Annotated in this window: 28 protein-coding genes, 3 tRNA genes and 2 pseudogenes; 16 read left to right on the top strand and 17 right to left on the bottom strand. The window is 53.3% G+C overall.

What is annotated here, in order from left to right; translation table 11 throughout:
- Positions 1–68: 68 nt before the first annotated feature.
- Positions 69–1,058 carry an arabinose ABC transporter substrate-binding protein AraF gene (gene araF, locus RVY89_RS05115; protein WP_008500409.1) on the bottom strand — a complete coding sequence of 330 codons (990 nt, stop codon included), beginning with the start codon at positions 1,056–1,058 and terminating at the stop codon, positions 69–71.
- Positions 1,059–1,843: 785 nt separating this feature from the next.
- On the opposite strand from araF, the gene RVY89_RS05110 reads away from it, so the two are divergent.
- A complete protein-coding gene (locus tag RVY89_RS05110; protein WP_484827096.1) occupies positions 1,844–2,347 on the top strand; it encodes a non-heme ferritin-like protein in 504 nt (167 codons plus the stop codon).
- A gap of 156 nt (positions 2,348–2,503) precedes the next feature.
- Positions 2,504–3,847: an anaerobic C4-dicarboxylate transporter gene (locus tag RVY89_RS05105; RefSeq protein WP_484827095.1), complete on the top strand. Its 1,344-nt coding sequence runs from the start codon at positions 2,504–2,506 to the stop codon at positions 3,845–3,847.
- 42 nt (positions 3,848–3,889) lie between these two features.
- Here the strand turns inward: RVY89_RS05105 and RVY89_RS05100 are convergent, their stop codons facing one another.
- Together RVY89_RS05100 and azuC are read right to left on the bottom strand one after the other, a co-directional pair.
- Positions 3,890–4,141, bottom strand: a complete 252-nt coding sequence (locus RVY89_RS05100) for a DUF2766 family protein (RefSeq protein WP_473713381.1) — start codon at positions 4,139–4,141, stop codon at positions 3,890–3,892.
- A gap of 108 nt (positions 4,142–4,249) precedes the next feature.
- Positions 4,250–4,333 carry a stress response protein AzuC gene (azuC, locus tag RVY89_RS05095; protein WP_014884364.1) on the bottom strand — a complete coding sequence of 28 codons (84 nt, stop codon included), beginning with the start codon at positions 4,331–4,333 and terminating at the stop codon, positions 4,250–4,252.
- Between the two features lie 232 nt (positions 4,334–4,565).
- On the opposite strand from azuC, the gene yecR reads away from it, so the two are divergent.
- Both yecR and ftnA read left to right on the top strand, forming a co-directional pair.
- A complete protein-coding gene (gene yecR / locus RVY89_RS05090) occupies positions 4,566–4,904 on the top strand; it encodes a YecR family lipoprotein (RefSeq protein WP_371898710.1) in 339 nt (112 codons plus the stop codon).
- Between the two features lie 203 nt (positions 4,905–5,107).
- Positions 5,108–5,605: a non-heme ferritin gene (ftnA, locus tag RVY89_RS05085; protein ID WP_484827094.1), complete on the top strand. Its 498-nt coding sequence runs from the start codon at positions 5,108–5,110 to the stop codon at positions 5,603–5,605.
- A 36-nt stretch (positions 5,606–5,641) separates the two neighbouring features.
- Here ftnA and RVY89_RS05080 read toward each other — a convergent pair whose 3' ends face one another.
- A complete protein-coding gene (locus RVY89_RS05080) occupies positions 5,642–5,983 on the bottom strand; it encodes a hypothetical protein (protein ID WP_484827093.1) in 342 nt (113 codons plus the stop codon).
- Positions 5,984–6,211: 228 nt separating this feature from the next.
- Here RVY89_RS05080 and tyrP point away from each other — a divergent pair, with 228 nt between their 5' ends.
- Positions 6,212–7,423, top strand: coding sequence for a tyrosine transporter TyrP (gene tyrP, locus RVY89_RS05075; RefSeq protein WP_024909783.1), 1,212 nt, complete (start codon positions 6,212–6,214; stop codon positions 7,421–7,423).
- Between the two features lie 33 nt (positions 7,424–7,456).
- Here tyrP and RVY89_RS05070 read toward each other — a convergent pair whose 3' ends face one another.
- Positions 7,457–8,125, bottom strand: coding sequence for a YecA/YgfB family protein (locus tag RVY89_RS05070; protein WP_484827092.1), 669 nt, complete (start codon positions 8,123–8,125; stop codon positions 7,457–7,459).
- Between the two features lie 424 nt (positions 8,126–8,549).
- Between RVY89_RS05070 and RVY89_RS05065 the strand changes: the two genes are divergently transcribed.
- The 5 genes from RVY89_RS05065 (at position 8,550) to RVY89_RS05045 (ending at position 13,556) form a co-directional block, all read left to right on the top strand.
- The gene (locus tag RVY89_RS05065; RefSeq protein ID WP_484827091.1) at positions 8,550–9,671 is read left to right on the top strand and encodes a branched-chain amino acid ABC transporter substrate-binding protein; all 1,122 of its coding nucleotides are present in this window, start codon (positions 8,550–8,552) and stop codon (positions 9,669–9,671) included.
- A gap of 99 nt (positions 9,672–9,770) precedes the next feature.
- On the top strand, positions 9,771–10,685 hold the full coding sequence (locus RVY89_RS05060; RefSeq protein ID WP_484827090.1) for an ABC transporter permease subunit: 915 nt from the start codon (positions 9,771–9,773) through the stop codon (positions 10,683–10,685).
- An 11-nt stretch (positions 10,686–10,696) separates the two neighbouring features.
- Positions 10,697–11,971: a high-affinity branched-chain amino acid ABC transporter permease LivM gene (gene livM, locus RVY89_RS05055; protein ID WP_484827900.1), complete on the top strand. Its 1,275-nt coding sequence runs from the start codon at positions 10,697–10,699 to the stop codon at positions 11,969–11,971.
- On the top strand, positions 11,968–12,843 hold the full coding sequence (locus RVY89_RS05050) for an ATP-binding cassette domain-containing protein (RefSeq protein ID WP_484827089.1): 876 nt from the start codon (positions 11,968–11,970) through the stop codon (positions 12,841–12,843). Before livM ends, RVY89_RS05050 begins: the two co-directional genes overlap by 4 nt.
- Complete coding sequence (locus RVY89_RS05045; RefSeq protein WP_318155129.1) at positions 12,840–13,556, top strand: ABC transporter ATP-binding protein; 717 nt, start codon at positions 12,840–12,842, stop codon at positions 13,554–13,556. The genes RVY89_RS05050 and RVY89_RS05045 overlap by 4 nt, the downstream gene beginning before the upstream one ends.
- Positions 13,557–13,835: 279 nt before the next feature.
- Here RVY89_RS05045 and RVY89_RS05040 read toward each other — a convergent pair whose 3' ends face one another.
- Together RVY89_RS05040 and RVY89_RS05035 are read right to left on the bottom strand one after the other, a co-directional pair.
- On the bottom strand, positions 13,836–14,513 hold the full coding sequence (locus RVY89_RS05040) for a DUF2076 domain-containing protein (RefSeq protein ID WP_484827088.1): 678 nt from the start codon (positions 14,511–14,513) through the stop codon (positions 13,836–13,838).
- A 135-nt stretch (positions 14,514–14,648) separates the two neighbouring features.
- On the bottom strand, positions 14,649–14,858 hold the full coding sequence (locus RVY89_RS05035) for a hypothetical protein (protein ID WP_484827087.1): 210 nt from the start codon (positions 14,856–14,858) through the stop codon (positions 14,649–14,651).
- A 153-nt stretch (positions 14,859–15,011) separates the two neighbouring features.
- On the opposite strand from RVY89_RS05035, the gene RVY89_RS05030 reads away from it, so the two are divergent.
- The 4 genes and pseudogenes from RVY89_RS05030 to RVY89_RS05015 all read left to right on the top strand — a co-directional run.
- Positions 15,012–15,194 (top strand): hypothetical protein, encoded by a 183-nt coding sequence (locus tag RVY89_RS05030; protein ID WP_484827086.1) that lies wholly within the window; start codon positions 15,012–15,014, stop codon positions 15,192–15,194.
- A gap of 380 nt (positions 15,195–15,574) precedes the next feature.
- Positions 15,575–15,935 (top strand): annotated as a pseudogene (locus RVY89_RS05025) (CHAP domain-containing protein).
- A gap of 1 nt (position 15,936) precedes the next feature.
- Positions 15,937–16,389, top strand: a complete 453-nt coding sequence (locus RVY89_RS05020; protein WP_484827085.1) for a DUF3828 domain-containing protein — start codon at positions 15,937–15,939, stop codon at positions 16,387–16,389.
- Positions 16,379–17,329: pseudogene (locus tag RVY89_RS05015) on the top strand (tyrosine-type recombinase/integrase); the annotation flags it as partial. The gene RVY89_RS05020 and the pseudogene RVY89_RS05015, both read left to right, overlap by 11 nt.
- Positions 17,330–17,393: 64 nt before the next feature.
- Here the strand turns inward: RVY89_RS05015 and RVY89_RS05010 are convergent.
- The 6 genes from RVY89_RS05010 to uvrY all read right to left on the bottom strand — a co-directional run bounded on the left by RVY89_RS05010 (position 17,394) and on the right by uvrY (position 20,930).
- A tRNA-Leu gene (locus RVY89_RS05010) sits at positions 17,394–17,480 on the bottom strand.
- Positions 17,481–17,491: 11 nt separating this feature from the next.
- Positions 17,492–17,565, bottom strand: a tRNA-Cys gene (locus RVY89_RS05005).
- 46 nt (positions 17,566–17,611) lie between these two features.
- A tRNA-Gly gene (locus RVY89_RS05000) sits at positions 17,612–17,687 on the bottom strand.
- A 152-nt stretch (positions 17,688–17,839) separates the two neighbouring features.
- On the bottom strand, positions 17,840–18,388 hold the full coding sequence (pgsA, locus tag RVY89_RS04995; protein WP_023336158.1) for a CDP-diacylglycerol--glycerol-3-phosphate 3-phosphatidyltransferase: 549 nt from the start codon (positions 18,386–18,388) through the stop codon (positions 17,840–17,842).
- 56 nt (positions 18,389–18,444) lie between these two features.
- Positions 18,445–20,277, bottom strand: a complete 1,833-nt coding sequence (gene uvrC / locus RVY89_RS04990) for an excinuclease ABC subunit UvrC (RefSeq protein WP_148242003.1) — start codon at positions 20,275–20,277, stop codon at positions 18,445–18,447.
- Entirely contained in the window at positions 20,274–20,930 is a 657-nt protein-coding gene (gene uvrY, locus RVY89_RS04985; RefSeq protein WP_013096026.1) for a UvrY/SirA/GacA family response regulator transcription factor, read from the bottom strand. Before uvrY ends, uvrC begins: the two co-directional genes overlap by 4 nt.
- A gap of 387 nt (positions 20,931–21,317) precedes the next feature.
- Between uvrY and RVY89_RS04980 the strand changes: the two genes are divergently transcribed.
- Both RVY89_RS04980 and RVY89_RS04975 read left to right on the top strand, forming a co-directional pair.
- Positions 21,318–21,371: a hypothetical protein gene (locus tag RVY89_RS04980; RefSeq protein WP_418885776.1), complete on the top strand. Its 54-nt coding sequence runs from the start codon at positions 21,318–21,320 to the stop codon at positions 21,369–21,371.
- A gap of 25 nt (positions 21,372–21,396) precedes the next feature.
- Complete coding sequence (locus RVY89_RS04975) at positions 21,397–21,621, top strand: DUF2594 family protein (protein WP_008500345.1); 225 nt, start codon at positions 21,397–21,399, stop codon at positions 21,619–21,621.
- A 67-nt stretch (positions 21,622–21,688) separates the two neighbouring features.
- On the opposite strand, the gene sdiA is transcribed toward RVY89_RS04975, so the two are convergent.
- The 4 genes from sdiA to dcyD all read right to left on the bottom strand — a co-directional run bounded on the left by sdiA (position 21,689) and on the right by dcyD (position 25,058).
- Entirely contained in the window at positions 21,689–22,411 is a 723-nt protein-coding gene (gene sdiA, locus RVY89_RS04970; RefSeq protein WP_371899334.1) for a quorum-sensing transcriptional regulator SdiA, read from the bottom strand.
- Positions 22,412–22,632: 221 nt separating this feature from the next.
- Positions 22,633–23,385 (bottom strand): L-cystine ABC transporter ATP-binding protein TcyN, encoded by a 753-nt coding sequence (gene tcyN / locus RVY89_RS04965; protein WP_023336161.1) that lies wholly within the window; start codon positions 23,383–23,385, stop codon positions 22,633–22,635.
- On the bottom strand, positions 23,382–24,050 hold the full coding sequence (gene tcyL, locus RVY89_RS04960; protein WP_014884380.1) for a cystine ABC transporter permease: 669 nt from the start codon (positions 24,048–24,050) through the stop codon (positions 23,382–23,384). Before tcyL ends, tcyN begins: the two co-directional genes overlap by 4 nt.
- A 21-nt stretch (positions 24,051–24,071) precedes the next feature.
- Complete coding sequence (dcyD, locus tag RVY89_RS04955; protein WP_371899337.1) at positions 24,072–25,058, bottom strand: D-cysteine desulfhydrase; 987 nt, start codon at positions 25,056–25,058, stop codon at positions 24,072–24,074.
- Positions 25,059–25,098: the final 40 nt, after the last annotated feature.

Genomic DNA, 25,098 nt, shown 5'->3' with positions numbered 1-25,098 from the left:
GTCTCCGTGATTCCTGTAATGTGTACGTCAGGCCCCTCACGAAGGATGAGGGGCACAATCACCGCGTCTTACTTCCCGCCCAGTCCTTTTTTCGCCAGCTCCTCTTTGAAGTTGTCGCGGGTGATCAGCACCACGTCGGTCACTTCGGTAAATTTCGGCGGTTCAGCCCCTTTGGTGACCCAGTTGTAGAGCATCTCGCTGGATTTGTACCCGTGAACGTCCGGGCTTGGCAGCAGTGAGCCGTAGAAGCCGGTTGCCTGCGCTTTGGACAGCTCGCTGACGGCGTCAACGCCGTTGATGCCAATCCCGATCACGTCAGGCGCTTTGAAGCCCTGACCTTCCGTCGCCCGCACCCCGCCCAGCACGGTGTTGTCGTTCATGCCGACCACCAGCCAGTGTTTGACTTCTGGATGCTGCACCAGCATTGAGTTCGCGGCGTCGAAAGCGCCCGGGATATCGTTGGATTTGGTTGGGACCTTGTAGATCTGTTTTTCCGGGAAGCCGGCTGCTTTCAGCGCGTCCATTGACCCGGTCGTACGACGACGAGCGGTGTCCAGCTCATCCGCGGTAATGGCCATCACCGCGGTCTCTTTGACATCCCAGCCGCGCTTTTGCATCTCTTTATAGAGTTCCTGGCCCTGACGTTCGCCGATTTTGGTCGCCGCCATCATCACCAGCGGGACGCTGTCCATCGGCTTGCCTTTGGCGTTAACGAACTGGTCGTCAACGGCGATGACCTTCATGTCATAGCCCCGGGCCTTGGCCGCGATGGCCGAGCCCAGCTTTGGATCCGGCGTGCAGATCACAAAACCTTTCGCGCCGCTGGCCGCCAGGCTGTCGATGGCGTTCAGGGTTTTCTCACCGTCAGGCACGGCGATTTTAATCACTTCAAAACCTAAATCTTTCCCGGCTTTATCGGCGAATTTCCACTCCGTCTGGAACCAGGGCTCTTCGGGCTGTTTTACCAAAAAACCGAGTTTTAAATTCTCAGCGATAGCGGATTGTGACATAACGGCAGCCAGACCGATGGCCGCCAGCGCTTTAGTAAATTTGTGCATGGTAAACTCCAGCTTTAGCATTCTTTTCTGTAGGGAATATATGCGTGCTTCTTATTTAATCGGACTTAAAACAAGGCATTAGCGCTTACCTCGTCATAAGCGTTATTGCTGGTGATAGTTTTAGCGGGAAATTAATCATCCATAAGAGAGCCCCATCACACCGCAGAATTACAGTAATTGCGTACATAAATTCAGCGAAAAATGACATAAAAAAGGCAGGATATGTCAGACAAATGAAACAAGGGTAAGCAGGATTATCCATAAGATTAGCTAAGATATCCCTGATGGCCTGTAACAGGCGTGAGGACGCCAGACGTCAGAAAGCTGCAGCATGTTTTTTATCAAAAACGCAGCACGTCCGGAGCATTATTTATTTTGTAGAATTTGATTTAGCGCAATTTTATTAATGCATCATATATTTGAAATAATCAATCCGTAATTCATTATTTTACGGAGGATTATTCCAGCTTAATATTCCCAAAAGAGTAACAGTATACCCATTCAACAAAAACCTTTAATTATCAGTAAATTAATGAATAAGCAATCGATGGGAAGCTAATTGTATTTATGTACTATATTAAAGTTTGTAATGTATGGTAAACACAGCCTATTTAAGAGTTTTCTTAGACCACAGACAAGGGTATGCTTATTTATATCGAACACAGGAAGTGAATTTCGGTCGACTTCGTTTACTGCAGAAAGCGTATTTCTGCTTTTCTTCGTATTTGCCTGGCGCTCAGGTTAAGCAACGGACATCACGTCCCACAGTCAATAAGGATATGAGTATGGCTACCCAAACGATGATGCAAAAACTTAACGCGCAGATGAACCTTGAGTTCTACGCCTCGAACCTGCACCTTCATTTAAGTGCGTGGTGTGCCGAGAATAGTCTCACGGGGTCTGCCACATTCTTTCGCTCTCAGGCGCAAAGTAACGTCACCCATATGATGCGTGTCTTTAACTTCCTGAAAGCCGCAGGGGCAAATCCTGTCGTTAAAGCCCTTGATGGGATCAATGAAAATTACTCTTGCCTGGAAGAACTGTTTCAGAAAACGCTTGAAGAGTACGAGCAACGCTGCAGCACGCTCAGCAAACTGGCCGATGAAGCCAAAGCGCAGCAGGATATTACGACGCTCAGATTCTTACGCGATATGGACAAAGAACAGCAGCAGGATGGCATGCTGCTGAAGACGCTGGCGGAGGAGATCCATAATGCACAGCAGGCGGGTTTATGTCCCGAGCAGACCGACCGTCACCTGCTCGACATTGTGGCGGTGCAGCACCACTGAGTTTTTGGCCTGCTCCCATCCGGGGAAGCAGGCTCTCTCCCCATCTCCAACCTTCTGCTTTTGCTGAAATTTAACAAATCAGATCTGGCTCCCAATGATTAACCACACAACGTGTGATGATTTATTTAGTTACATAATCATTGACGAGGGAGCATCATGATCACCATTGAGTTTGTTGTCATTCTCCTCTGCCTGCTGACGGGTACGCGTTTCGGCGGTATGGGGCTTGGGTTAATTAGCGGTATTGGCCTTTTTATTTTATGTTTTGTCTTTGGTCTGCAACCGGGTAAGCCGCCGGTAGACGTTATGCTGACCATCCTCGCGGTGATTGGCTGTGCCGCTACGCTGCAAACTGCGGGCGGCCTCAACGTCATGATGCAGTTTGCTGAACGTTTGCTGCGCAAGCACCCGCAGCACATCACCCTGCTCGCCCCTTTCACCACCTGGATGCTGACCTTTCTGTGCGGCACCGGGCATGTGGTCTACACCATGTTCCCCATCATTGCGGATATCGCCCTGAAAAAAGGGATCCGCCCCGAGCGCCCCATGGCCGTGGCATCGGTCGCGTCGCAGATGGCCATTACGGCATCCCCCGTTTCCGTTGCCGTGGTGTCGCTGGTGTCCATCCGGGCGGCACAGCATGGTATCGGTCACGCGTGGGGGATCCTGGAAATTCTCGCCGTGTCGGTTCCCGCTTCGCTTTTTGGCGTGGCCATTGCGGCCCTGTGGAGCTTACGCCGTGGGAAAGATTTGGCTGACGACGTGGAGTTTCAGGAAAAGCTGAAAGACCCTAAGCAGCACGAATTTATCTATGGCGGTACGGAGACGTTAATGAATCAGCGTTTCCCAAAGCAGGCCTACTGGTCCACGTGGATTTTCTTTGCGGGAATTGCCGTGGTCGTTCTGCTGGGCGCCTTCCCTGAACTGCGCCCCGCCTTTGAGCTGAAAGGCAAAATGACGGCGCTGTCGATGAACCTTGTCATTCAGATGATGATGTTAATTGCGGGCGCCGTGATGCTGATGGCCTGTAAGGTCAATGCGTCCGCGATTTCCAACGGCGCGGTGTTCAAAGCCGGTATGGTAGCGATCTTCTCGGTATTTGGCGTGGCGTGGATGAGCGATACCTTTTTCCAGGCACATCTCGACGAGTTAAAGCTGGCGCTGGAAGGCGTTGTGAAAAGCCACCCGTGGACGTATGCCATTGTGCTGTTTCTGGTGTCAAAACTGGTGAACAGCCAGGCGGCGGCGCTGACGGCCGTTGCGCCTATGGGCCTCATGCTAGGCATCGATCCGAAAATGCTGATCGCCTTTTTCCCGGCGTCATACGGCTATTTTGTTCTGCCGACCTACCCCAGCGATTTGGCCTGCATCGGCTTTGACCGTTCAGGCACCACCCGCATCGGCAAATTTATCATCAACCACAGCTTCATTCTGCCAGGGCTGATTGGGGTAAGCTGCGCGTGCGCGGCGAGCTACCTGCTGGTCCAGACGTTCTTCTGATAGCATCAAAGGGCGACTCATGCCGTCGCCCATTTCCCTGCTTCAGTGGGACTCACCCTGCGGCGTGAATCGCAGTTCAATCAGCGCGATGGCTTTCTGGATTGCACGAAGCGTAACCGGGTCAGCGGCAGCGGGGTGGCTGGCGAAATCGATGTTTTTCAGCTGCATAGACATCTTCTCGCGCACTTCAACCGGCGCAATTACGTCAAGAACATCAAGGATTTGTTTGATAACCAGCTGACAGGCAACAACGTCAGAGACCAGTTCCTGATCGGCGCTCAGGTTTTGTGACATGGGGTTTCTCCTTATTTAAAGGCCGCCATAGTAGCAAAACACGCCCCCTGACATCTTCCCTTCATCGCCTGCAGGTACAAAAAAACCCGCCGAAGCAGGTTTCTTTTATCAGAACATGGCGCCCGGCGGCACGTCTTTGAAGGTGCGGCAGTAATTGGCCCACATGCTTTTCAGGATTTTGCGCAGTTTCACGATGATGCTCCATTAACTTGTTATACAACTTTATCGTCAACGTGCTTATAATATGACCACCATCACAAAAATCAATACTTTTGTGACAAACATCACAATTTGCCGCCTGTCGCCTGAAAGCGCTCACCGCGGACCCGTTGCGAAGAGTGAGGGCAGATTGTCCGGCTATTCCAGCCATTGCAGCGGGCATCTGCGGGTACGATAACGTATTTCCATCCACTCAGAGCGAACCATGAAAAGAGTCATTGTAGCCGGCACGCTCCTGCTGCTCGCGGGATGTACTATTAACCGCCAGGCTGAAGTCAGCAGCCTCGACGCGCCGAACGGCATCGTCCGCCTCGACTACGGCCAGGCTGCGCTGCAAAATGCGTATTCCGATGAGTATGTGAATAACGGCACGGCGGCAAAAGCGTGTCAGAGCATGGGGTATGCCACCGCCTCAGCCTATGGTCAGCCCATTAAAACCTGCACCCTGACGAGCGGTTCTTTGTGTCTGAACGAGAGCGTGACAATCCAGTACAAATGTATGGGTTACGCCGTTAACCCTAAGTCAACTAATCCCTGGTATTAATCGAAGCTGCCAGCGTGTGCTGGCAGTTTATTTCATCAAGAACAAAAATAATTCTCATTAATAAATTATAAAAATTGCCAATGCGTTTTATTCCCATTCGTATTTTAAATAAATAAAATAAAAATTTACGTTTTGCATATAATTAAATAACAAATTATAGTGTCGCCCATCGTGAACCAGAAATAATAACCCGGAGCGTCACCATGCTGAAAACTGAAATGACCGACAAGCTCAACGCGCAAATGAACCTCGAGCTTTTTTCATCCCTCCTCTACCAGCAGATGAGCGCCTGGTGCAGCTACCACAGTTTCGAAGGCGCTGCCGCGTTTCTGCGTCGTCACGCTCAGGAAGAGATGACCCACATGCAGCGTCTGTTTGATTATCTGACGGATACGGGCAGCCTGCCGCGCATTGAAACCGTGGCATCACCGTTTGCTGAGTATAATTCTCTCGATGAACTGTTCCGCGCCACTTACGAGCACGAGCAGCTGATCACGCAGAAAATTAACGAACTGGTTCATGCGGCGATGACCAGCCAGGATTATCCAACCTTTAATTTCCTGCAGTGGTACGTCGCTGAACAACACGAAGAAGAGAAGCTGTTTAAATCCGTGCTGGATAAATTATCTCTGGTGGGTAAATCCGGCGAAGGTCTTTACTTTATTGATAAAGAACTCTCCACTCTCGATACGCAGAATTAATTTCAGCGCGGTGCCGGTTTCCGGCACCGCGTTAATTTACATACAGCCCGCACAGCTGGTGCAACGCCAGTCATGGGGATTCACGGCCTGGTAAAAATAGCGGTAGCTGGACGTCTCCAGTGGAATACCCACCTCAAAGAACATATCCGTTAACCAGTCGACATTCTCGATAATCCACTCATCCTCCTGTAAGCCTTGCGCAAAGGTTTCATCTTCAGGATCAATAACCGAATAGATCCCCCTGGTGCCCATATCCTTTTCGCGGCGGGACTCGGGAAGGTTAAGGGGTTGGTTCTCCCAGCTGATTATCCAGTGACCATGGCACAACAGGTTACCTCCCCGGCTCCATGCCGCGGTAAAGGGATTCTCCCCTGCCATAAACCCTCACTTAATTTGATAATTTATATTTATTGTTTACGTTACGCCGGAATGTCGTACAGCAACATTGCCCTTATGAGGTAGACATAAGCTTAAAAAGGATCGCAGGGATATTAATCTGTAAACCATTCATTACACCACTTGTAACGGTGATTTGACGAGTTGCGGCTTTTCCCTTACTCTGCGCCGCAGATTTTGTCGCGGTTAAGCATCGTTGTAGAGGAAAGCGTGAAAAACAGAACCCTGGGAAGTATTTTTATCGTCGCCGGAACGACAATTGGCGCAGGAATGCTGGCAATGCCCCTGGCAGCCGCGGGCGTGGGATTCGGCATGACCCTTCTGCTGCTGGGTACGCTCTGGGCGCTGATGTGCTACACCGCGCTGTTGCTGCTTGAGGTTTACCAGCACGTGCCTGCCGACACCGGTCTGGGTTCGCTTGCGGCGCGCTATCTTGGACGCTACGGCCAGTGGATAACCGGCTTTAGCATGATGTTCCTGATGTACGCCCTGACCGCCGCCTATATCAGCGGCGCCGGGGAGCTCATCGCCTCAAGCGTCAACGACTGGTTTGGCTCTGACATTACCCCAGCGACGGGGGCTATCTTCTTTGCGCTCATCGGCGGCGGCGTGGTCTGCGTGGGCACATCGCTGGTCGATCTGTTTAACCGTTTTCTGTTCAGCGCCAAAATTCTCTTCCTGATCGTCATGCTGGTGCTGCTGGCGCCGCACGTGCACAAGGTTAACCTGCTGACGCTGCCGCTGGAAAAAGGGCTGGCGCTCTCCGCGATCCCGGTCATTTTCACCTCGTTTGGCTTCCACGGCAGCGTGCCGAGCATCGTCAGCTATATGAACGGCGATATCCGAAAACTGCGCCGCGTCTTTGTGATCGGCAGCGCGATCCCGCTGATCGCCTATATTTTCTGGCAGCTGGTGACGCTGGGCAGCATTGACTCTTCAACCTTTATTGGGCTGATGGCGCAACACGCTGGTCTGAACGGTTTTCTGCTGGCACTGCGCGAGGTTGTCACCTCCCCGCACGTAGAGCTGGCGGTGCACCTGTTTGCCGACCTGGCGCTGGCAACCTCGTTCCTGGGCGTGGCGCTCGGCCTGTTTGATTATCTGGCCGACCTGTTCCAGCGCCGCAATACCGCGGCCGGACGGTTACAGACGGGCGCAATCACCTTCCTGCCGCCGCTGGCGTTCGCGCTGTTTTATCCACGCGGGTTTGTGATGGCGCTGGGCTATGCGGGGGTGGCGCTCTCGATCCTTGCTCTCCTCCTCCCTTCCCTGCTGGCGTGGAAAAGCCGCCAGCAGCATCCGCAGCAGGGTTACCGCGTGGCGGGAGGAAAACCGCTGCTGTGCGTTGTGTTTGGCTGCGGGGTGGTGATTATTCTGGTGCAGGTGTTGATTGCAGCCGGGATGCTGCCGGAAGTGGGTTAAATAAAAAAGGGGCTGTCATCAGCCCCTTTTTTATCAGTGCAAACAGCAGCTCTTAAACTTCTTCCCGCTGCCGCAAGGACACGGATCGTTACGCCCGACCTTCGTGCCGTTCACAATAGGCTTCTTCGCTTCCGGCTGCTGCGGGTTGTTCACCCAGTAGTTATACAGGCGCAGCGCCGCAGGCTGGATGCTCTCGATGCTGGCGATATACTCCTCTTCGGACAGTTCATCCAGCTTGTCGCTGTTCTCTTCTGTACCGTGCAGCGCAATCGTATCAAGATCGGCCTTCAGTGCTTCCGGCAAGGCTGACCAGTCCGTCAGCGCCACGCCGCGCATATAGCCGTAGCACCACTCTTCCACCACGGTATAGCTCTCGCCGTCCACGTCGTTATAGCCAAACATCGGTTCGAATTGATCCGGGTATTCGCTCAGGCGCTCGGCAATATCGTTCATGTGCTTAAAGCAGAGATCGATAAAACGGTTCATCTCACGATCGTTTTTCCAGCGCGGAATATACTTCTCGCCACCCCAAACCGCCACCAGCCAGGCATCTGGCTCAACGACAACAGGACCGGAAAGCACTGCGGTAAGCATGCCGTCCAGTTCGGACACGTCAATCACGGACGCGTCATCATGACCGTAAGACATTAACGTCTCTTCAAGCCACGCCATTTCGCTTTCATTCAATGGGCCTTCAGTCATCGCTGATACTCCTGCAAAAAAGGAAACGATCCTAACACATATCTCACGCCTCTCCGGGCTGAAGTTTAGGTCTTTATTGCTGCAAAAACGTGCAAACCGTGACCTTTGCACAACTTATGGGCTTTATTGTTAACGATATGTGATCTCCGCTGTAATTTCTTCTCCTCCCGCAAGGCGGCATAACGCGGCGCTCTATACTCAAACATGTCGCATGCCCGTCAATGGGTTAACCATTCTGGCAACGTTTTTGCTTAACGTTCTTTGTGCGCCCCCGCGCAGGGAAATCTCGCCGTATATGCAGGATGCCGTCTGTATCTTGTTCGTTTAGTGCATTTTGTTCTTGCTCGTGTTTCGGATTGGCTGCGCCGTCGGGCGTTCGGGTTTACGCCGTGGTGCAAAAACCTCTTTGCTAAGGAACATAATAATGTCGCTGAAATTTATCAGAACTCCTCTTTCTCTTGTGCTGGCCGGTTGCCTGGTGACGGCGTTTTCCGCCCGGGCAGATATTGTGATTGGCGTGGCCGGGCCGTTCACGGGTCCCAATGCGACCTATGGCGATCAGTACTGGCACGGCGCAACGCAGGCCGCCGAAGACATTAATGCCGCCGGCGGCATTAACGGTGAGAAGATCAAACTGGTTCAGGGGGATGACGCCTGCGAGCCCAAGCAGGCCGTCGCCGTCGCCAACCGATTAGTTGACCAGGATAAAGTCAACGCCGTGGTCGGCCATTTCTGCTCCTCTTCAACAATGCCCGCCTCCGAGGTGTATAGCGACGCAGGCATTATTGCGATTACGCCCGGCTCAACTAACCCGCTGATCACCGAACGCGGCATGAGCGATATGTTCCGCATGTGTGGCCGCGACGACCAGCAGGGTCAGGTTGCCAGCGACTTCATCATCGACAAGCTGAAAGCCAAACGCGTGGTGATTATTCACGACAAAGACACCTATGGTCAGGGTCTGGCTGACGCCACCAAAGCGGCGCTGGCGAAACGCGGGGTTCAGGATGTGATGTACGAGGGGTTATCCCGCGGTGAAAAAGACTTTAACGCGCTGGTCACCAAGATCGGCGCGCAAAAACCGGACGTCGTGTTCTTCGGTGGCTGTCACCCGGAAGCCGGACCGCTGGTTCGCCAGATGCGTGAGCAGGGCGTGCAGGCGAAATTCTTCTCCGGGGACTGCATCGTCAACGAGGAGATGGTGACCGCGGCGGGCGGCCCGCAATACACCAACGGCATTTACATGACCTTCGGTAAAGACCCGCGCCTGATCCCGGACGGCAAAGCGGTTATCGAGAAATTCCGCGCCGGTAAATTCGAGCCGGAAGGTTACACGCTTTACTCCTATGCCTCCGTACAGGCCATTGCCGCGGCCTTCAAGGCCACCGGCGGCAAGGATTCTGCCAAAGCCAGCGAGTGGCTGAAGGCCAATTCCGTCGACACGGTGATGGGCAAAAAAGCCTGGGACAGCAAAGGCGATCTGAAGGTCTCTGACTACGTGGTTTACCAGTGGGACGACAAAGGAAAATATGAGGAAGTACAGTAACGGGACGGAGTCACGCTCAACGTCGGCGGGCCTGCCCGCCGGCGCGTAATAAACATCAGGCTGCGCGTATCGCGCAGCCTATAAAACGAGCGCGCTAAGATGAGTACATTCTTCCTGCAACAGTTAATTAATGGCTTAACGCTGGGTTCCGTCTACGGCCTGATCGCCATCGGCTACACCATGGTGTACGGCATTATCGGGATGATCAATTTCGCCCACGGCGAAGTGTATATGATTTCCGCCTATCTCTGCGCCATTGGCCTGGCGCTGCTCTCGTTCTTCGGCCTGCAGTCGTTCCCGCTGCTGATCCTCGGCACGCTGGTGTTCACCATTGTGGTTACCGGGGTGTACGGCTGGACTATCGAGCGTATCGCCTACAAGCCGCTGCGCAACTCCACGCGCCTGGCGCCGCTGATCTCCGCCATCGGGATGTCGCTTATCCTCCAGAACTACGCGCAGCTGAGCCAGGGCCCGCGCCAGCAAGGGGTGCCGACCATGCTGGACGGCGTTATTCGCCTGCATCTGAGCGACGGGTTCGTGCAGATTACCTACACCAAAGTGTTTATTCTGGTTGCCTCGTTTGCCGGCATGCTGGTGCTCACCTGGATAATCAACCGTACACGCCTGGGGCGGATGTGCCGCGCGGTCCAGCAGGATCGTAAGATGGCCTCCATTCTGGGCATTAACACCGACCGGATTATTTCGCTGGTCTTTGTCATCGGCGCGGCGATGGCGGGCCTGGCGGGTGTGCTGATCACCATGAACTACGGCACCTTTGATTTCTACGTCGGGTTCGTGATCGGTATTAAAGCCTTTACTGCAGCGGTACTCGGCGGCATCGGCTCCCTCCCGGGCGCCATGCTCGGTGGCCTCATTCTCGGCGTGGCGGAAGCGCAGTTCTCAGGCATGGTGAACTCGGACTATAAAGACGTCTTCTCGTTCGGCCTGCTGGTCATGATCCTTATTTTCCGTCCCCAGGGCCTGCTTGGGCGCCCGATTGTGGCCAAAGTGTGAGGAAGAGAATGATGACATCACACGGTTTTTCACTAAAACGCTGCATTCTGGACGCGGTTTTTTCCGGGCTGATTGCGCTGATAATCTTCGGCCCCATCGCGGGGGTGGTGCTGGACGGGTACAGCTTTAACTTCGCCGGACAGCGACTGGCCTGGATGGTTGGCATCGTTATGCTCGGGCGTTTTCTGTTGAGCGCTTTTTTAGGTACCGCTGCCGGGGCCCGTTTCCTGGCGCGCTTCGAGGCCGATAGCGCGGGCGTATATGTCCGGCCAGCGGATTACAAAAGCCGCATGCGCTGGATTATTCCTCTGGTGATTGCTCTTGCGATTTGCTTCCCGTTTGTCGCCACCAAGTATGTGCTGACCGTCGCCATCCTCGGGCTGATCTACGTGCTTCTCGGTCTGGGGCTGAACATCGTCGTGGGTCTGGCCGGTCTGCTGGATCTGGGATATGTCGCGTTCTACGCGATTGGCGCATATGGGCTGGCGCTGGGATACCAGTATCTCGGCTTAGGTTTCTGGAGCATGCTGCCGCTGGCGGCAATCATGGCCGCCGCCGCAGGCGCCCTGCTCGGCTTCCCGGTACTGCGCATGCACGGTGACTATCTCGCCATCGTCACCCTCGGATTCGGGGAGATCATTCGTCTGATACTGAACAACTGGCTGACCTTCACCGGCGGACCCAACGGCGTCTCAGCCCCTCCCCCCACCTTTTTCGGCCTGGAATTTGGACGACGCGCGAAAGAAGGCGGCGTGCCCTTCCACGAGTTTTTCCACCTGACCTACAACCCGAACATGAAGTTTATTTTTATCTACGCGGTGCTGTTCCTGGTGGTGATGCTGGTGCTCTACATCAAGCACCGCCTGACGCGAATGCCGATTGGACGGGCGTGGGAAGCGCTGCGTGAAGACGAAATTGCCTGCCGCTCAATGGGCTTAAATCATGTTCTGGTGAAGCTTTCCGCCTTTACGCTGGGCGCGTCGACCGCGGGCATTGCCGGGGTGTTCTTCGCCACCTATCAGGGGTTCGTGAATCCAACCTCTTTTACCTTCTTTGAATCGGCACTGATCCTCGCCATTGTCGTACTGGGCGGTATGGGCTCTACGCTCGGCGTGGTGCTGGCAGCCTTTGTGCTCACGGTCACGCCGGAGCTACTGCGCAGTTTTGCCGAGTACCGCGTCCTGCTGTTTGGCATGCTGATGGTGGTAATGATGATCTGGCGTCCACGCGGTTTGATCCGCATTAACCGCAGCGGGTTTGCCGTGCGTAAGGGCGTCGCGCCATGAACGAAACGATATTACGCGTTGAGCATCTGATGATGCATTTTGGCGGGATTAAGGCCCTGAATGACGTCAACCTGGACGTGCAGCGCGGCTCCATTACCGCCCTGATTGGGCCAAACGGGGCAGGAAAAACAACCGTGTTTAACTGCCTGACGGGATTCTACAGGGCCTCCGGCGGCAACATTTTATTTAATACCCGCCATAAAACGACCAACGTTATTCAGATCCTTGGACAAAAATTCCAGCCCGGCGACTGGATTAACCCCGCGCGGTTCGGGCAACGTCTTTTCTACAAAATGTTTGGCGGAACCCATCTTGTCAATCGCGCAGGGCTGGCGCGCACGTTTCAAAATATCCGTCTTTTTCGCGAGATGTCGGTCGTGGAAAACCTGCTGGTCGCGCAGCATATGCGGGTGAACCGCAATCTGCTCGCCGGGATCCTGAATACGCCGTCCTACCGGAGGGCGGAAAGCGACGCCCTAGACAGAGCCTTCTACTGGCTGGAAGTGGTGGATCTGGTGGAGTGCGCCAATCGCCTGGCGGGAGAGATGTCGTACGGCCAGCAGCGGCGTCTGGAAATTGCGCGGGCAATGTGCACCGGGCCAGAAATGATCTGTCTGGATGAACCCGCCGCAGGGCTGAACCCGGTTGAAACGCACAAGCTGAGCGGCATTATTCGCTTTTTGCGGGATCACCACGACATCACGGTATTACTGATTGAGCATGATATGGGGATGGTGATGGAAATTTCGGACGACATTATCGTGCTCGACCACGGCGATGTCATCGCCAGGGGGAAACCCGAGCAGATCCAGCATGACGAAAAGGTCATTGCCGCCTATCTGGGCACGGACGAAAGCGAGGTCACCCTATGAGCGAACCGCTGCTGGCATTTCGCGAGGTGGATGTGTTTTACGGCGTGATTCAGGCGCTGAAGCAGGTCTCCCTCGAGGTGAATAAGGGGGAAACCGTGGCGCTGATTGGCGCAAACGGCGCGGGCAAATCGACATTGCTGATGTCCATCTTCGGCCAGCCCCGTATCCGCAGCGGACAGATCCTGTTTAGTGGTGAAGATATCAGCCATAAATCCACCCACTACGTCGCGTCCGGCGGCATTGCGCAGGCGCCTGAAGGCAGACGAATTTTCCCGGATATGACCGTTGAAGAGAACCTGCTGATGGGGACCATCCCCATCGGCAGCCAGTTTGCGGCTGAAGATATGCAAACCATGTTTGACCTCTTCCCTCGCCTTAAAGAGCGGCGCAAGCAGCGCGCGATGACCATGTCCGGCGGGGAGCAGCAGATGCTGGCGATCGCCCGGGCGCTGATGAGCCGTCCGAAGCTGCTGCTGCTGGATGAACCGAGCCTGGGCTTGGCCCCGATTGTGGTGAAGCAGATCTTCCAGACGCTGCGCGAGCTGGCCCGAAGCGGCATGACCATTTTTCTGGTGGAGCAGAATGCGCATCACGCGCTGAAGCTCTCGGACCGCGGATATGTGATGGTTAACGGACAGATCCGGCTGAGCGGTAGCGGCGAGGAGCTGCTGGGGAATCAGGAGGTGAGGAAGGCTTATTTAGGCGGGGTGTGATGTGATATCTGCCGAATGGGCCTATGCCGTGATGGATCATTTCGGCACATACGGGATAGAAGAACTGGAGGATACGTTAGTCGATATCGTCTTTTTGTTTGGATTGCTTCCGGCAATTCTGACAGGTTTGTTAGTAAGGAAAGTAGTAAAACGAATGTGATTTATGAGCCTTCATGCGTCGCCTCGAAGGCTTTTTTGACTCGGAAAGGCAAAACCCCTAATCGCTGGATGTCCAACTTTCGGGGTTCACTTCATTTCGGTAGTTTCAAGATAACGTCGTTAAATAAAACTATCGTCGTCATTGCTGTAGTCGTCATCAACATCGTCGTTCAGCCAGGCGTCGTTATTACTGCCGAACGGATCGTTCTGGTTGAGGAAACGGGTGTCAGAGACGTTATTAACATCGCCGTATTGATTACCGACAAACGGTTCCCCACCGACGGGCATTGTCGGTTCTTCGATGATGTTCACGATCTCTTCCGGCCGCGACTGATGGAACATGCTGGTAAGCATCTCGGCAAGCGCGATGCCACCGGCCACGCCAGCTGCTGTCTGGAGCGCGCCAGCCATAAAACCGCCTCCGCGAGTAGCCGGCGCTGGCGCCCGAGAGTAATCCTGCGCCGGCGGCTGTTGCGGCTGGGTATTCCAGCTGTTGTCAGGCTGCGGGTTACTTTTCCCGCCACCAAACAGGCCGCCGAGGAAACTGCCGCCCGTCGAGGGTTTGCTTTTTTGCGCGGCTAATTCGCCTTCAAGCTCCTGAACCCGGGCCTGAAGGCGTTTCAGCGCCGCTTCCTGAACCAAAATCGACTGAGCCATATAGTAAGGGGCCGCCGGCTGCTGTCTGACGAATTCAGCGATCTGACGCTCTGCATCTGCATCCCGTTGGCTGTTTTGTTGTCCGGCCTGTTTCAGACGCTCGAAAAGGCCGTTGATAAGCTGCTGTTCTTCATATTGCATGACAATAACCTTCCGCTCTCCAGGGTGGATACCAGCCAGTTTATCAGCGGCGGCAACCTGTGTCTGGCGAGTGAAATGTTTGTTTAAGATTGGTTGCAGGTTAGCTGAAAATCGCCCTGCGTTCTGGGCTTGCTATTAGAGATGTAGCGACCAGGCCGCGCAGCGTTCTGCGATGCCAGCCGTGCGCCAGGCTGCTGCGGTTTCTTCGCAGCTATAAAAGAATCCTGCGGCCTCGTCAATGTTCAGGAAATTGCGCTGCCTGCCGTGGCCGGTTTCAGTTTGCTGCCAGTGGACTGTATAACCCTTGCGGCCTTCAGCGGTTGTGGTCTCCTGAATGAATGCCATACCAATTCCTCGGAAAAAAATGATTACAGCCAGGGGAAAACAGAAACAATTACGAATAGTCCGATAATGGACAAAAGATACATTGTGAACAGTAACTTAGAGGCGTATTCAGAATTTGTCACACGTTGTGACGGATCTAACCAAGGAAAATCAATGAGCAAGAAACCAGGTGATAACACCGGAAAGGACGGCGGCATCTTTCAGGAAACTGGCCCACGCGGCGGTAAGAAAGATAATTTTGCGGCTATTCCGGATAACAAAACCGTTCCGCCAACATCAAAGCCGGGTAATACCTGGACACAGGTAGTAAGAACACCTGACAGCACTAAAAAGTAATACTGTCTTGCAGTATGCATAATTCAACCGGCTATCACCCAGCCGGTTTTTTTATCTGCGGCAGAAAATAGGCCATCAGCGAGCCCAGCAGATAACAGAACGTCTCGTTACCCTCACCTTCCCTACACGGCACACCAACCAGACTGCGTATCTCGAAGCAAATGTGCGCCAGTTCGTGCGCAAGCGTCGATGCCTTCCCACTATTCACGCAAACGACAAAGAAGCGCTTGTTTCGGTATCAGGTTGGTTTATTGTTTGATTTGTTTCCATAAATCATATGGATAGTGGTTAATCACATGTCACCTTTCATTACAAAAATGCGTAACTTATCGGCGTAATGTTATTTCTTGTTACTCATCCAAATAACAGGGAGAAAACTTATGTGGAATGCAAATAGCGCCGTTTCGTATGCTCGCCAGCATGCCGGGGCTCATAGTCAAAAAAGGTGTGCCGAATTTGTCTCAAAGGCCATTCGCGCAGGCGGTGCGAATATTCGCAACACGCATTACGCCAAGGATATGAAAAACAATTTAAAAAGCTGCCGGTTTCCATCTCGTTTACGGGACACCGGTTAAAGGTGACGTAGCAGTTATTCAGCCTATTCCGGGGCATCCCTTCGGCCATGCGTGCATCTATAGCGGAAGCGGTGTCTGGTATTCTGATTTTGTTCAGTCGACGATGTACCCTGGAAAGGGTTACAGAGAAATACAACCCGCATACGAAATCTACAGGCACAATTGATATGAGAAAAATTATACTTACAGCACTGTTACTTCCGTTGATTGCGTCAGGTGCGGGGAAGTTGCCACCTGAAGCGGAAGCAGCGCTGCAGTTTAATAAATGGTACATATCGCAGATTATGAGCGACAAGCACCCAGAGGCCGATTACGCTGCGCTGGGTAAGTACGTAACACGCGACACCATACGCCAACTCAAAGCCATGGACAGGCGTGATCCGAATGAATACGACGTGCCGGATGTCGATATGTTCATAAAAGCCCAGGGCTATGAAGATGACTGGGGAACGGTTACTGCCCGGGCGCTTGATTACGATGCAGTGTGCATGCATGTGTATATTTCGTTTGGCAAGAAAAGGGATCACACTGTTATTGACTGCATGGTAAAGGAAGATGGAACCTGGAAAATCCAGTCAGTTGCCGGTATGGATATTTCAGACAATCTGCCGCCTGAGTAAAAACGACGATATGACAGGGGCACTGTGGACCGCGTATGAAGCGCTGATAAATGACAGGAAAGAAGATAACACGCTGGCCGGGCTGGTTGAGGCGTTTTTCGGTTCTGCAGATTTTCGCGCCCTGGCGAAAGATACGCAGAGTGACTATCGAAAATACTCGCTCAAGGTTCTGGGTGTTTTCGGGAAGATGTTACCTGATGCACTCAGGCCAGAGCACGTCCGCAAATATATGGATAAACGCGGGCCACGCAGGCGAACCGCGAAAAGGCTTTTTTGTCCAGGGTGTACCGGTGGGCATATGAGCGGGAAATGGTGAAGGGAAACCCTACCAAGGGCGTGCGGCAGTTCAAAGAAGTGGCGCGCGATCGTTATATCACCGATGAAGAATACGCAGCTGTATACAGCGTTTCGCCGCCGGTTGTGCAGGTCGCAATGGAGCTGGCTTATCTTTGCTGCGCCAGGCAGAAAGACGTTCTTGAAATGACAAAATCTCAGTTTGTCGCAGACGGAATAATGATTAAGCAGAGCAAGACCAAAGTTAAGCAGATCAAGGGATGGTCCGATCGCCTGGAGGCTGCCGTAAAACTTGCAGATACCCTGCCCCTTAAATCTGGCATGAGTTCCATCTTTGTGCTGCATCAGACGAACGGAAGCAAATACACGCGGGATGGTTTCAACTCCCGCTGGAGAGAGGCAAAAGCCACCGCAAAAGCGACTTATCCAGGTATGGACCTGAACTTTACTTTTCACGATCTGAAGGCAAAAGGGATATCCGATCTGGAAGGGAACGCATACGAGAAGCAGGCGATCGCCGGTCATAAAAACGTTGAGCAGACGATCAACTATGACCGAAAAATTAAAGTGGTCCCGGTAGTTGGCGCACAAAAAACAGCTAAATAATATTATGAAGGTATATTCTGAAGTTAAGAAAATGCCATAAAAAAACCGCCTTTCAAGGCGGTTACACGACACTGCTTATCATTGATTTTATTCTACTTTTCCCATGGTAGCCGGAGTGGGACTTGAACCCACACAGCGCGAACGCCGAGGGATTTTAAATCCCTTGTGTCTACCGATTCCACCATCCGGCCAGGGAAGAAAGTGGAGGCGCGTTCCGGAGTCGAACCGGACTAGACGGATTTGCAATCCGCTACATAACCGCTTTGCTAACGCGCCGTAAAACTTTTCAAAATGACACCCGCTACTGCGCATGTCTTTAATCTGGAGCGGGAAACGAGACTCGAACTCGCGACCCCGACCTTGGCAAGGTCGTGCTCTACCAACTGAGCTATTCCCGCATGTCATCAAGTAAACATCTAACCACTTGATTTCATTATCGTCCGGCTGACTGTGCCGCCGTTCGATGCGTTGCATTCTACTGATATGACGTTATGAGTCAACGTTATTTTTTGCATCCCCGGATCGTTTGCTGAAATTTACGTCGAAACGATCACTGATCAAGCAAATCCCCGCGCGCGGCGTTCAAATATTGCAGCATGGACCACAGCGTCAGTACTGCCGCTACCCACAGCAGACCAATTCCCGCCCATTCAACCCAGGCGTTCGGACGCCAGAGCATCCAGACCAGCGCCGCCATCTGAGCCGTCGTTTTCACTTTACCGATCCAGGAAACCGCCACGCTGCTGCGTTTCCCCAGCTCCGCCATCCACTCGCGCAGCGCAGAGATAATGATCTCGCGACCGATCATGGTTGCCGCAGGCAGCGTCACCCACCAGGTGTGATAGTGCTCGGCCACCAGCACCATGGCGATAGCAACCATCACCTTATCCGCCACCGGATCGAGGAAGGCGCCAAAACGGGTGCTTTGATTCCAGCGGCGCGCCAGATAGCCATCAAACCAGTCTGTGACCGCCGCGATCAGAAAAAGCAATGCACAGGCAAAAGGTGCCCAGACAACCGGCAGATAAAACGCCAGCACAAAGAACGGGATGAGTACAACACGAAAAAGAGTGAGCAACGTAGGGATATTATATTGCATAGTGACGGTAACTATTTGTTGTCAGTAAAATTTAGCTCTATGTTGCTACAGAGCCCTCAATGTTTCAACGAGTAGTAGATCTTTTCTGCCAGGCCTTGCGAAATACCCGGCACTTTTGCAATTTCCTCCATGCTGGCGTTGAGTAATCCTTGCAATCCGCCCATATATTTCAGCAGCATCTGGCGACGTTTTGGCCCCACGCCTTCGATCGTTTCCAGGCTACTGGTATTTTTCACCTTCGCCCGTTTTTTACGGTGACCGCTGATGGCGTGATCGTGCGATTCATCGCGAATATGCTGGATGACGTGCAGCGCCGGGGAGTCCGGCGGCAGGCTGAAGCCCTCACCTTCCGGCTCGAAGAACAATGTCTCCAGACCGGCCTTACGATCGGCCCCTTTTGCGACGCCCAGCAGCAGTGGATGGTTTTTATCCCAGCTGACATCAAGCGATTCAAATACCGCTTTCGCCTGGCCGAGCTGCCCTTTCCCGCCGTCAATCAGGATCACATCAGGGATTTTGCTCTCTTCTATAGCTTTACCATAGCGACGACGCAGCACCTGATTCATGGCCGCATAGTCGTCACCCGGCGTGATCCCGGTGATGTTATAGCGGCGATACTCGGCGCGCAGTGGGCCATTTGCATCAAACACCACGCAGGACGCTACCGTCTGCTCCCCCATCGTATGGCTGATGTCGAAACACTCCATCCGTTTCACTTCCGGCAGCTTCAGCAGCGTTGCCAGGGCCGTTAAACGCTGGTTTACCGTCGACTGCTGCGACAGCTTAGTGGTGAGTGCCGTTGCCGCGTTGGTTCGTGCCAGCTTCAAATAACGCGCACGATCGCCGCGCGGTTTGGTTTGTACATTGACCCTACGGCCCGCCAGTTCAGAGAGCGAATCGGCCAGCAGGGTTTTATCGTCAAGATTAAAATCGAGCAGGATCTCAGAAGGCAGCGTGCGCATCTGGCTCCCCTGCAGATAGAACTGGCCGACAAAGGTTTCCACCACTTCGCCCAGCTCGGTACCGCCGGGCACTTTCGGGAAATAGCTGCGGCTGCCGAGCACTTTGCCCTGTCGAATGAAAAGAACGTGCACGCAGGCCATCCCGGCGTCAAAGGCCACGCCGATCACATCGAGATCGTCACCGGTATTTGAGACAAACTGTTTCTCCGTGACTCTGCGCACCGCCTGGATTTGGTCACGGATACGCGCGGCCTCTTCGAACTCGAGCGCGGCGCTGGCTTTTTCCATCCGCGCGATCAGCTGCGTTAACACCTGATCGTCTTTACCGGCCAGGAACAGGCGCACGTACTCCACCTGCTGGGCATACTCTTCTTCACTCACCAGCCCGGCCACGCACGGCCCCAGGCAGCGCCCAATCTGGTACTGCAGGCACGGGCGCGAGCGGTTACGGTAAACGCTGTTTTCACACTGGCGGATCGGGAAGATTTTTTGCAGCAGCGCCAGCGTTTCACGCACGGCATAGCCGTTGGGGAACGGCCCGAAATATTCACCCTTCGCATGTTTTGCACCGCGGTGCATGGCGAGGCGCGGATGGGTGTCGCCGCTCAGAAAGATAAACGGATAGGATTTATCATCGCGCAACAGGACGTTATAGCGCGGCTGGTAGAGCTTTATATAGTTGTGCTCAAGCAGAAGCGCTTCTGTCTCTGTATGCGTGACGGTGACATCAATATTCTGAATGAGTGAGACCAGCGCTTCGGTCTTACGGGAGGCCAGGTTGCTGCGAAAATAGCTGGAGAGACGTTTTTTAAGATCTTTTGCCTTCCCCACGTAGATAACCGTACCGCCAGCGTCATACATGCGATAGACGCCAGGCTGGCTGGTTACGGTTTTCAGAAATGCTTTTGAATCGAACACATCACTCACTGACTTAACAACGTCTCCGCATTACACAAACCATGTCGGATGGCCAGATGCGTCAGTTCGACGTCACCATGAATGTTCAATTTACTGAACATCCGGTAACGATAGCTGTTCACCGTTTTCGGGCTGAGATTCAGCTGTTCCGAGATCTCATTCACCTTCTGACCTTTGGTGATCATCAGCATAATCTGCAATTCACGCTCAGACAAACTGGCAAACGGTGATTCGGTTTTCTCGGGCTCGATCTGACTCAGCGCCATCTGCTGAGCGATGTCGGATGCAATGTAACGCTGTCCGGCAAACACGGAACGGATAGCATTGACGACTTCCTGCGGTGCAGCACCTTTACTCAGGTAACCCGCTGCCCCCGCTTGCATCACTTTCGCGGGCAGTGGATTTTCGGTATGCACGGTCAGCATGATTACTTTTGTATCAACAAAGGTACGCGCGATTTTGCGTGTTGCCTCAAGACCGCCGATACCGGGCATGTTCATATCCATCAGTACCACATCAGCGGAGTTGGTACGGCACCATTTTACCGCATCTTCGCCACAGCACGCCTCACCGGCAACTTTAATACCTTTAATATCTTCAAGAATGCGTCGTATCCCTGCGCGCACCAGTTCGTGGTCATCAACAAGAAGGACGTTGATCAAAGGAAATGTCTCCAGAATAGGGATAACGCTACTGAGTGATAATTTGGTTTATATTAACGGTTTTCCTCACAAGATTAAAACGTTAAAAATCCGGCTATTCGATTTTGCTCTCGTTTTTGGAAATTAGGCTGTACAGTCCGTGGAAAGAGAGACCATGCATTCAGGGCTTTTGCAGCTTTTTTTAAGCATCTGTATTCAAAAAGTTACAAAAAACTTGCAGGGTTTCCCTGCAAAAAAACAGCTCTCAAATTTTTGTAACAATAATTAACGACAAGCGAACCGGGCATCAGCAATTAATAGCCTTTAACGGCAGTTAAGTTTACCGGTACGTTCTGTTTACGCAATTAAACATCCGCGTAAAAGTACAAAAAACAACCGCTGCATTTTTTGCTTCAGCTTGTGGTATACTCCGCCGCCTTGACTTTCGTCGTCGCGCTTTAGCGCCGTTTAATAATGAGGAAAATAAATGAGCACACCTGAATTTGCCACTGCGGAGAATAACCAGGAACTGGCACAGGAAGTAAACTGCCTGAAAGCATTGCTAACGCTGATGCTGCAGGCGATGGGCCAGGCGGACGCCGGTCGTGTGATCATTAAAATGGAAAAACAAATCGCGGAGATGGAAGACCAGGCTGAATCTGCGGTATTTGCGAACACCGTTAAGCAAATCAAACAAGCCTACCGCCAGTAACAAAAAAACGGCTGGATGCAGTGCATTCAGCCGTTTGCTCGTCTGTCACGCAGAACGTATTATCCTGTCAGATCAGCCCCGTTGCCGCCGCGTAGCACGCAATCTGGGTTTTGTTGGGCGCGTTGAATTTCTTCTGCATATTTTTTTGATGGAAGTTAACGGTATTCTCAGAGATAGAGAGAATGATCGCTATTTCCGCTGACGTCTTCCCTTCCGCAGTCCATTTCAGAATTTCGCGCTCGCGCTTGCTGAATTTCATTTCGGGCGGCATGACCATTTCATGGTCAAAACGCATCAGAGAGGTTAAGGCCATTTGCACCAGCATTTGCAACCGCAGTTCTATTTCCTCATGAGCTAACGGCCCTTCCTGCACTCGCGTACGAGAAACTGACAGGAAGCCGAGCGCATGATTCGGCAGCATCAGGCACTGCGTTATTCCCGCGCGTAAACCGTGGTCCTGGGCGCTATGCCATAATTCCTGCGCCTCAGCGAATAATGCGTCTGTCCAGGGGAGATGCCCCTGAATGAAATTCTCCGGTTTTAAAACCGGATCGATCGCGAAATAGTTCGCGGATTGATATTGCGCCATCCACAGCTTGGGGTAAGTGGTTTGCAGGGAGATCTTGGGGCGGGTAAATGGCACGGGATGGCGCACGCAGAGCGCGTAATAATCGAATTCCAGCGCCTGAGTTTGTCGCTCCAGCTCCTCATATACCTCGGCGGCACAGGTCAATTCCTGAAACCGGAGGGAGCAATCCCGTCGCCAGGTGAAAAAGTCTAAATCCTTCATACTTACTAAATGAAGCCTCTGAACAGATAATCATTATTATGGTGAATATAACCTAACACATAAAACTTTTTTCTAACTACAAAATATCGGCATTAGCACAATTAACTTTACTATCGATAAGGCTTATCCAAGCCGGATGGAATAAAAAAACAAACCACTGCCCCCGAGGGGAGAATAATTTGCTCCAGCCTAAATTTCTGGAGCAAATTAGTGCAAAAATGCTACTGCATAAGGAATTTTTCAAGGAACTGACGGGTTCGCGGCTGTTGAGGGTTGGCGAACAGGCTTTTCGCCGGCCCCTGCTCCACAATCCGCCCCTGATCCATAAAGATGGCTCTGTCAGCAACATCGCGCGCAAAGCTCATTTCATGGGTCACGATCACCATCGTCCGCTTTTCCTGCGCCAGCTGGCGAATGGTGTTTAGCACTTCACCCACCAGTTCCGGATCGAGAGCAGAGGTCGGTTCATCAAAAAGGATAACGTCCGGGCGCATAGCCAGCGCGCGCGCTATCGCCACGCGCTGCTGTTGCCCACCCGACAGACGGCGCGGATAGCTGGTCTCTTTCCCCGCTAGCCCGACTTTAGCGAGCAGTTCGCGCGCGCGCGCCGTCGCGTCCTCTTTCGATTCACCTTTTACAATGACCGGCCCTTCAATAATGTTCTCCAGCACCGTACGGTGCGGGAAGAGATTAAAGTTCTGGAAAACGAAGCCGACATGCTGGCGCAGGCGGCGAATCAAACCTTTCTGCTGGCTGATAGATTTCCCGGTATCAATCGTTATCTCCCCGACACGGATGGTGCCGCCTTCCGGCTGTTCAAGCAGATTAATGCTGCGCAGAAGCGTCGTCTTTCCCGAACCGCTCGGACCGATAATCGCCACCACTTCACCCTGCTCTACTTCAAGATCGATCCCGTGGAGCACCGTTTGACCGTGGAATTTTTTCACCAGGTTTTTGACGTCGATAGCACTCATTTTGGATCACGCTCCTGGCGGTTAAGCTGGTTTTCGAAGTAGTTTTGCAGAGCAGACAGCACCGTCGCCATCACCCAGTAAATCAGCGAGGCGGCCAGATACATGGTAAAGACTTCAAGCGTGCGCGAAGTAATGAGCTGTGCCTGACGGAACAGTTCCGGCACCTGAATCGTTGCCGCCAGGGAGGTATCTTTCACCAGGCTAATAAAGCTGTTGCTCAACGGTGGAAGCGCCACGCGCGCCGCCTGCGGCAGAATGGCGCGACGCAGCGTCTGCCATGGCGTCATCCCGATACTGGCCGCCGCTTCCCACTGCCCTTTGTCAATGGAGGAGATGGCCGCACGCAGGGTTTCCGACGTGTACGCCGCGGTATTAAGCGACAGACCAATCATCGCTGCGGGGATCGGATCCAGCTCGATACCAAACTGCGGCAAGCCGTAGTAGATCATAAAGAGCTGGGCGATGAGCGGCGTACCGCGAAACACGGAAATATAAAAGCGCGCCAGCCAACGTACCGGCAGGATGGGTGACATGCGCATTAAGGCCAGCACAAATCCCAGCACCAGCCCGAAGAACATCCCGCCGATACTGAGCTGTAACGTAAATACCGCGCCTTTAAGCAGATACGGCAGAGAATCAATAACCAGTTGAATACTTTCTTGCATTATTATTTTTCGACCTGATTTTTAGACATGAGGATGGTAGGCAAACAGCGCAGGCGCTCCGCCGGTATGGACAAATAAAATCGGCCCTTCATCCTTAAAGCGTTTCTGCGCAATGCCGTCGATCAGTCCGGCCATCGCTTTGCCGGTATACACCGGATCGAGCAGGATCCCCTCGAGGCGCGCCAGCAGCTTCACCGCCTCCATGCCCTCTTCGTTTGGCGTGCCGTAACCCGGCGCAAAATAGTCGTCCCAGAGCAGAATATCGGCCTTTGCCTTCAGCTCCAGCTGCGCGGCTACCGCCTGCTGTAAAGTGACCACTTTCGGCTTCTGATCCGCGACGCTGCGGGACACCGTCACGCCAATCAGCTCGACGTCCGGCAGCAGTTGTTCCAGCCCTACCGCCAGCCCGGCATGCGTACCCGCACTGCCGGACGCGACAACCACGGAGGAGAGGCTCACCGCGCCCTCGCACTGCTGGGCGATTTCCAGCGCGCTTTCCACATATCCCAGCGCGCCCAGCGCGTTCGAACCGCCGACGGGAATAACGTAGGGGCGGAAGCCCTGCGCTTCCAGGCGCGTAGCCAGCTCGTCGAGCTGGGCGGTCGGGTCGGTTAATGCATCCACCATTTCGACCTGCACGTTAAACAGGTCCAGCAGCAGGCGGTTGCCGTTGGTCAGATAGTTTTCTGCCCGCGTGCCAATCGGGTTTTCCAGCAACGCCACGCAGTGGAGCCCGAGTTTCGCCGCCACGGCCGCCGTCTGACGAACGTGGTTAGACTGGATAGCCCCGGCAGTGATGAGCGTATCCGCGCCTTCGCGCAGGGCATCCGCCGCCAGAAACTCCAGCTTGCGCAGCTTGTTGCCCCCCATCGCCATCGGCGTCACGTCATCACGCTTAATAAAAATATCGCGCCCTAAATAATCGGAAAATCGCGGCAGGTACTCCAGCGGCGTCGGCGCGCCGATAAACTCCAGGCGGGGAAAGCGCGTTAAATTCTGTAGTGGCATGGATGCTCCGGTAACTCTGACAAAATGTGATATTTTTCAT

Source organism: Enterobacter sp. 3U4, assembly GCF_057224565.1.
Note: the sequence above shows the minus strand (reverse complement) of the source record. Positions and strands in the feature narration are given on the sequence as shown.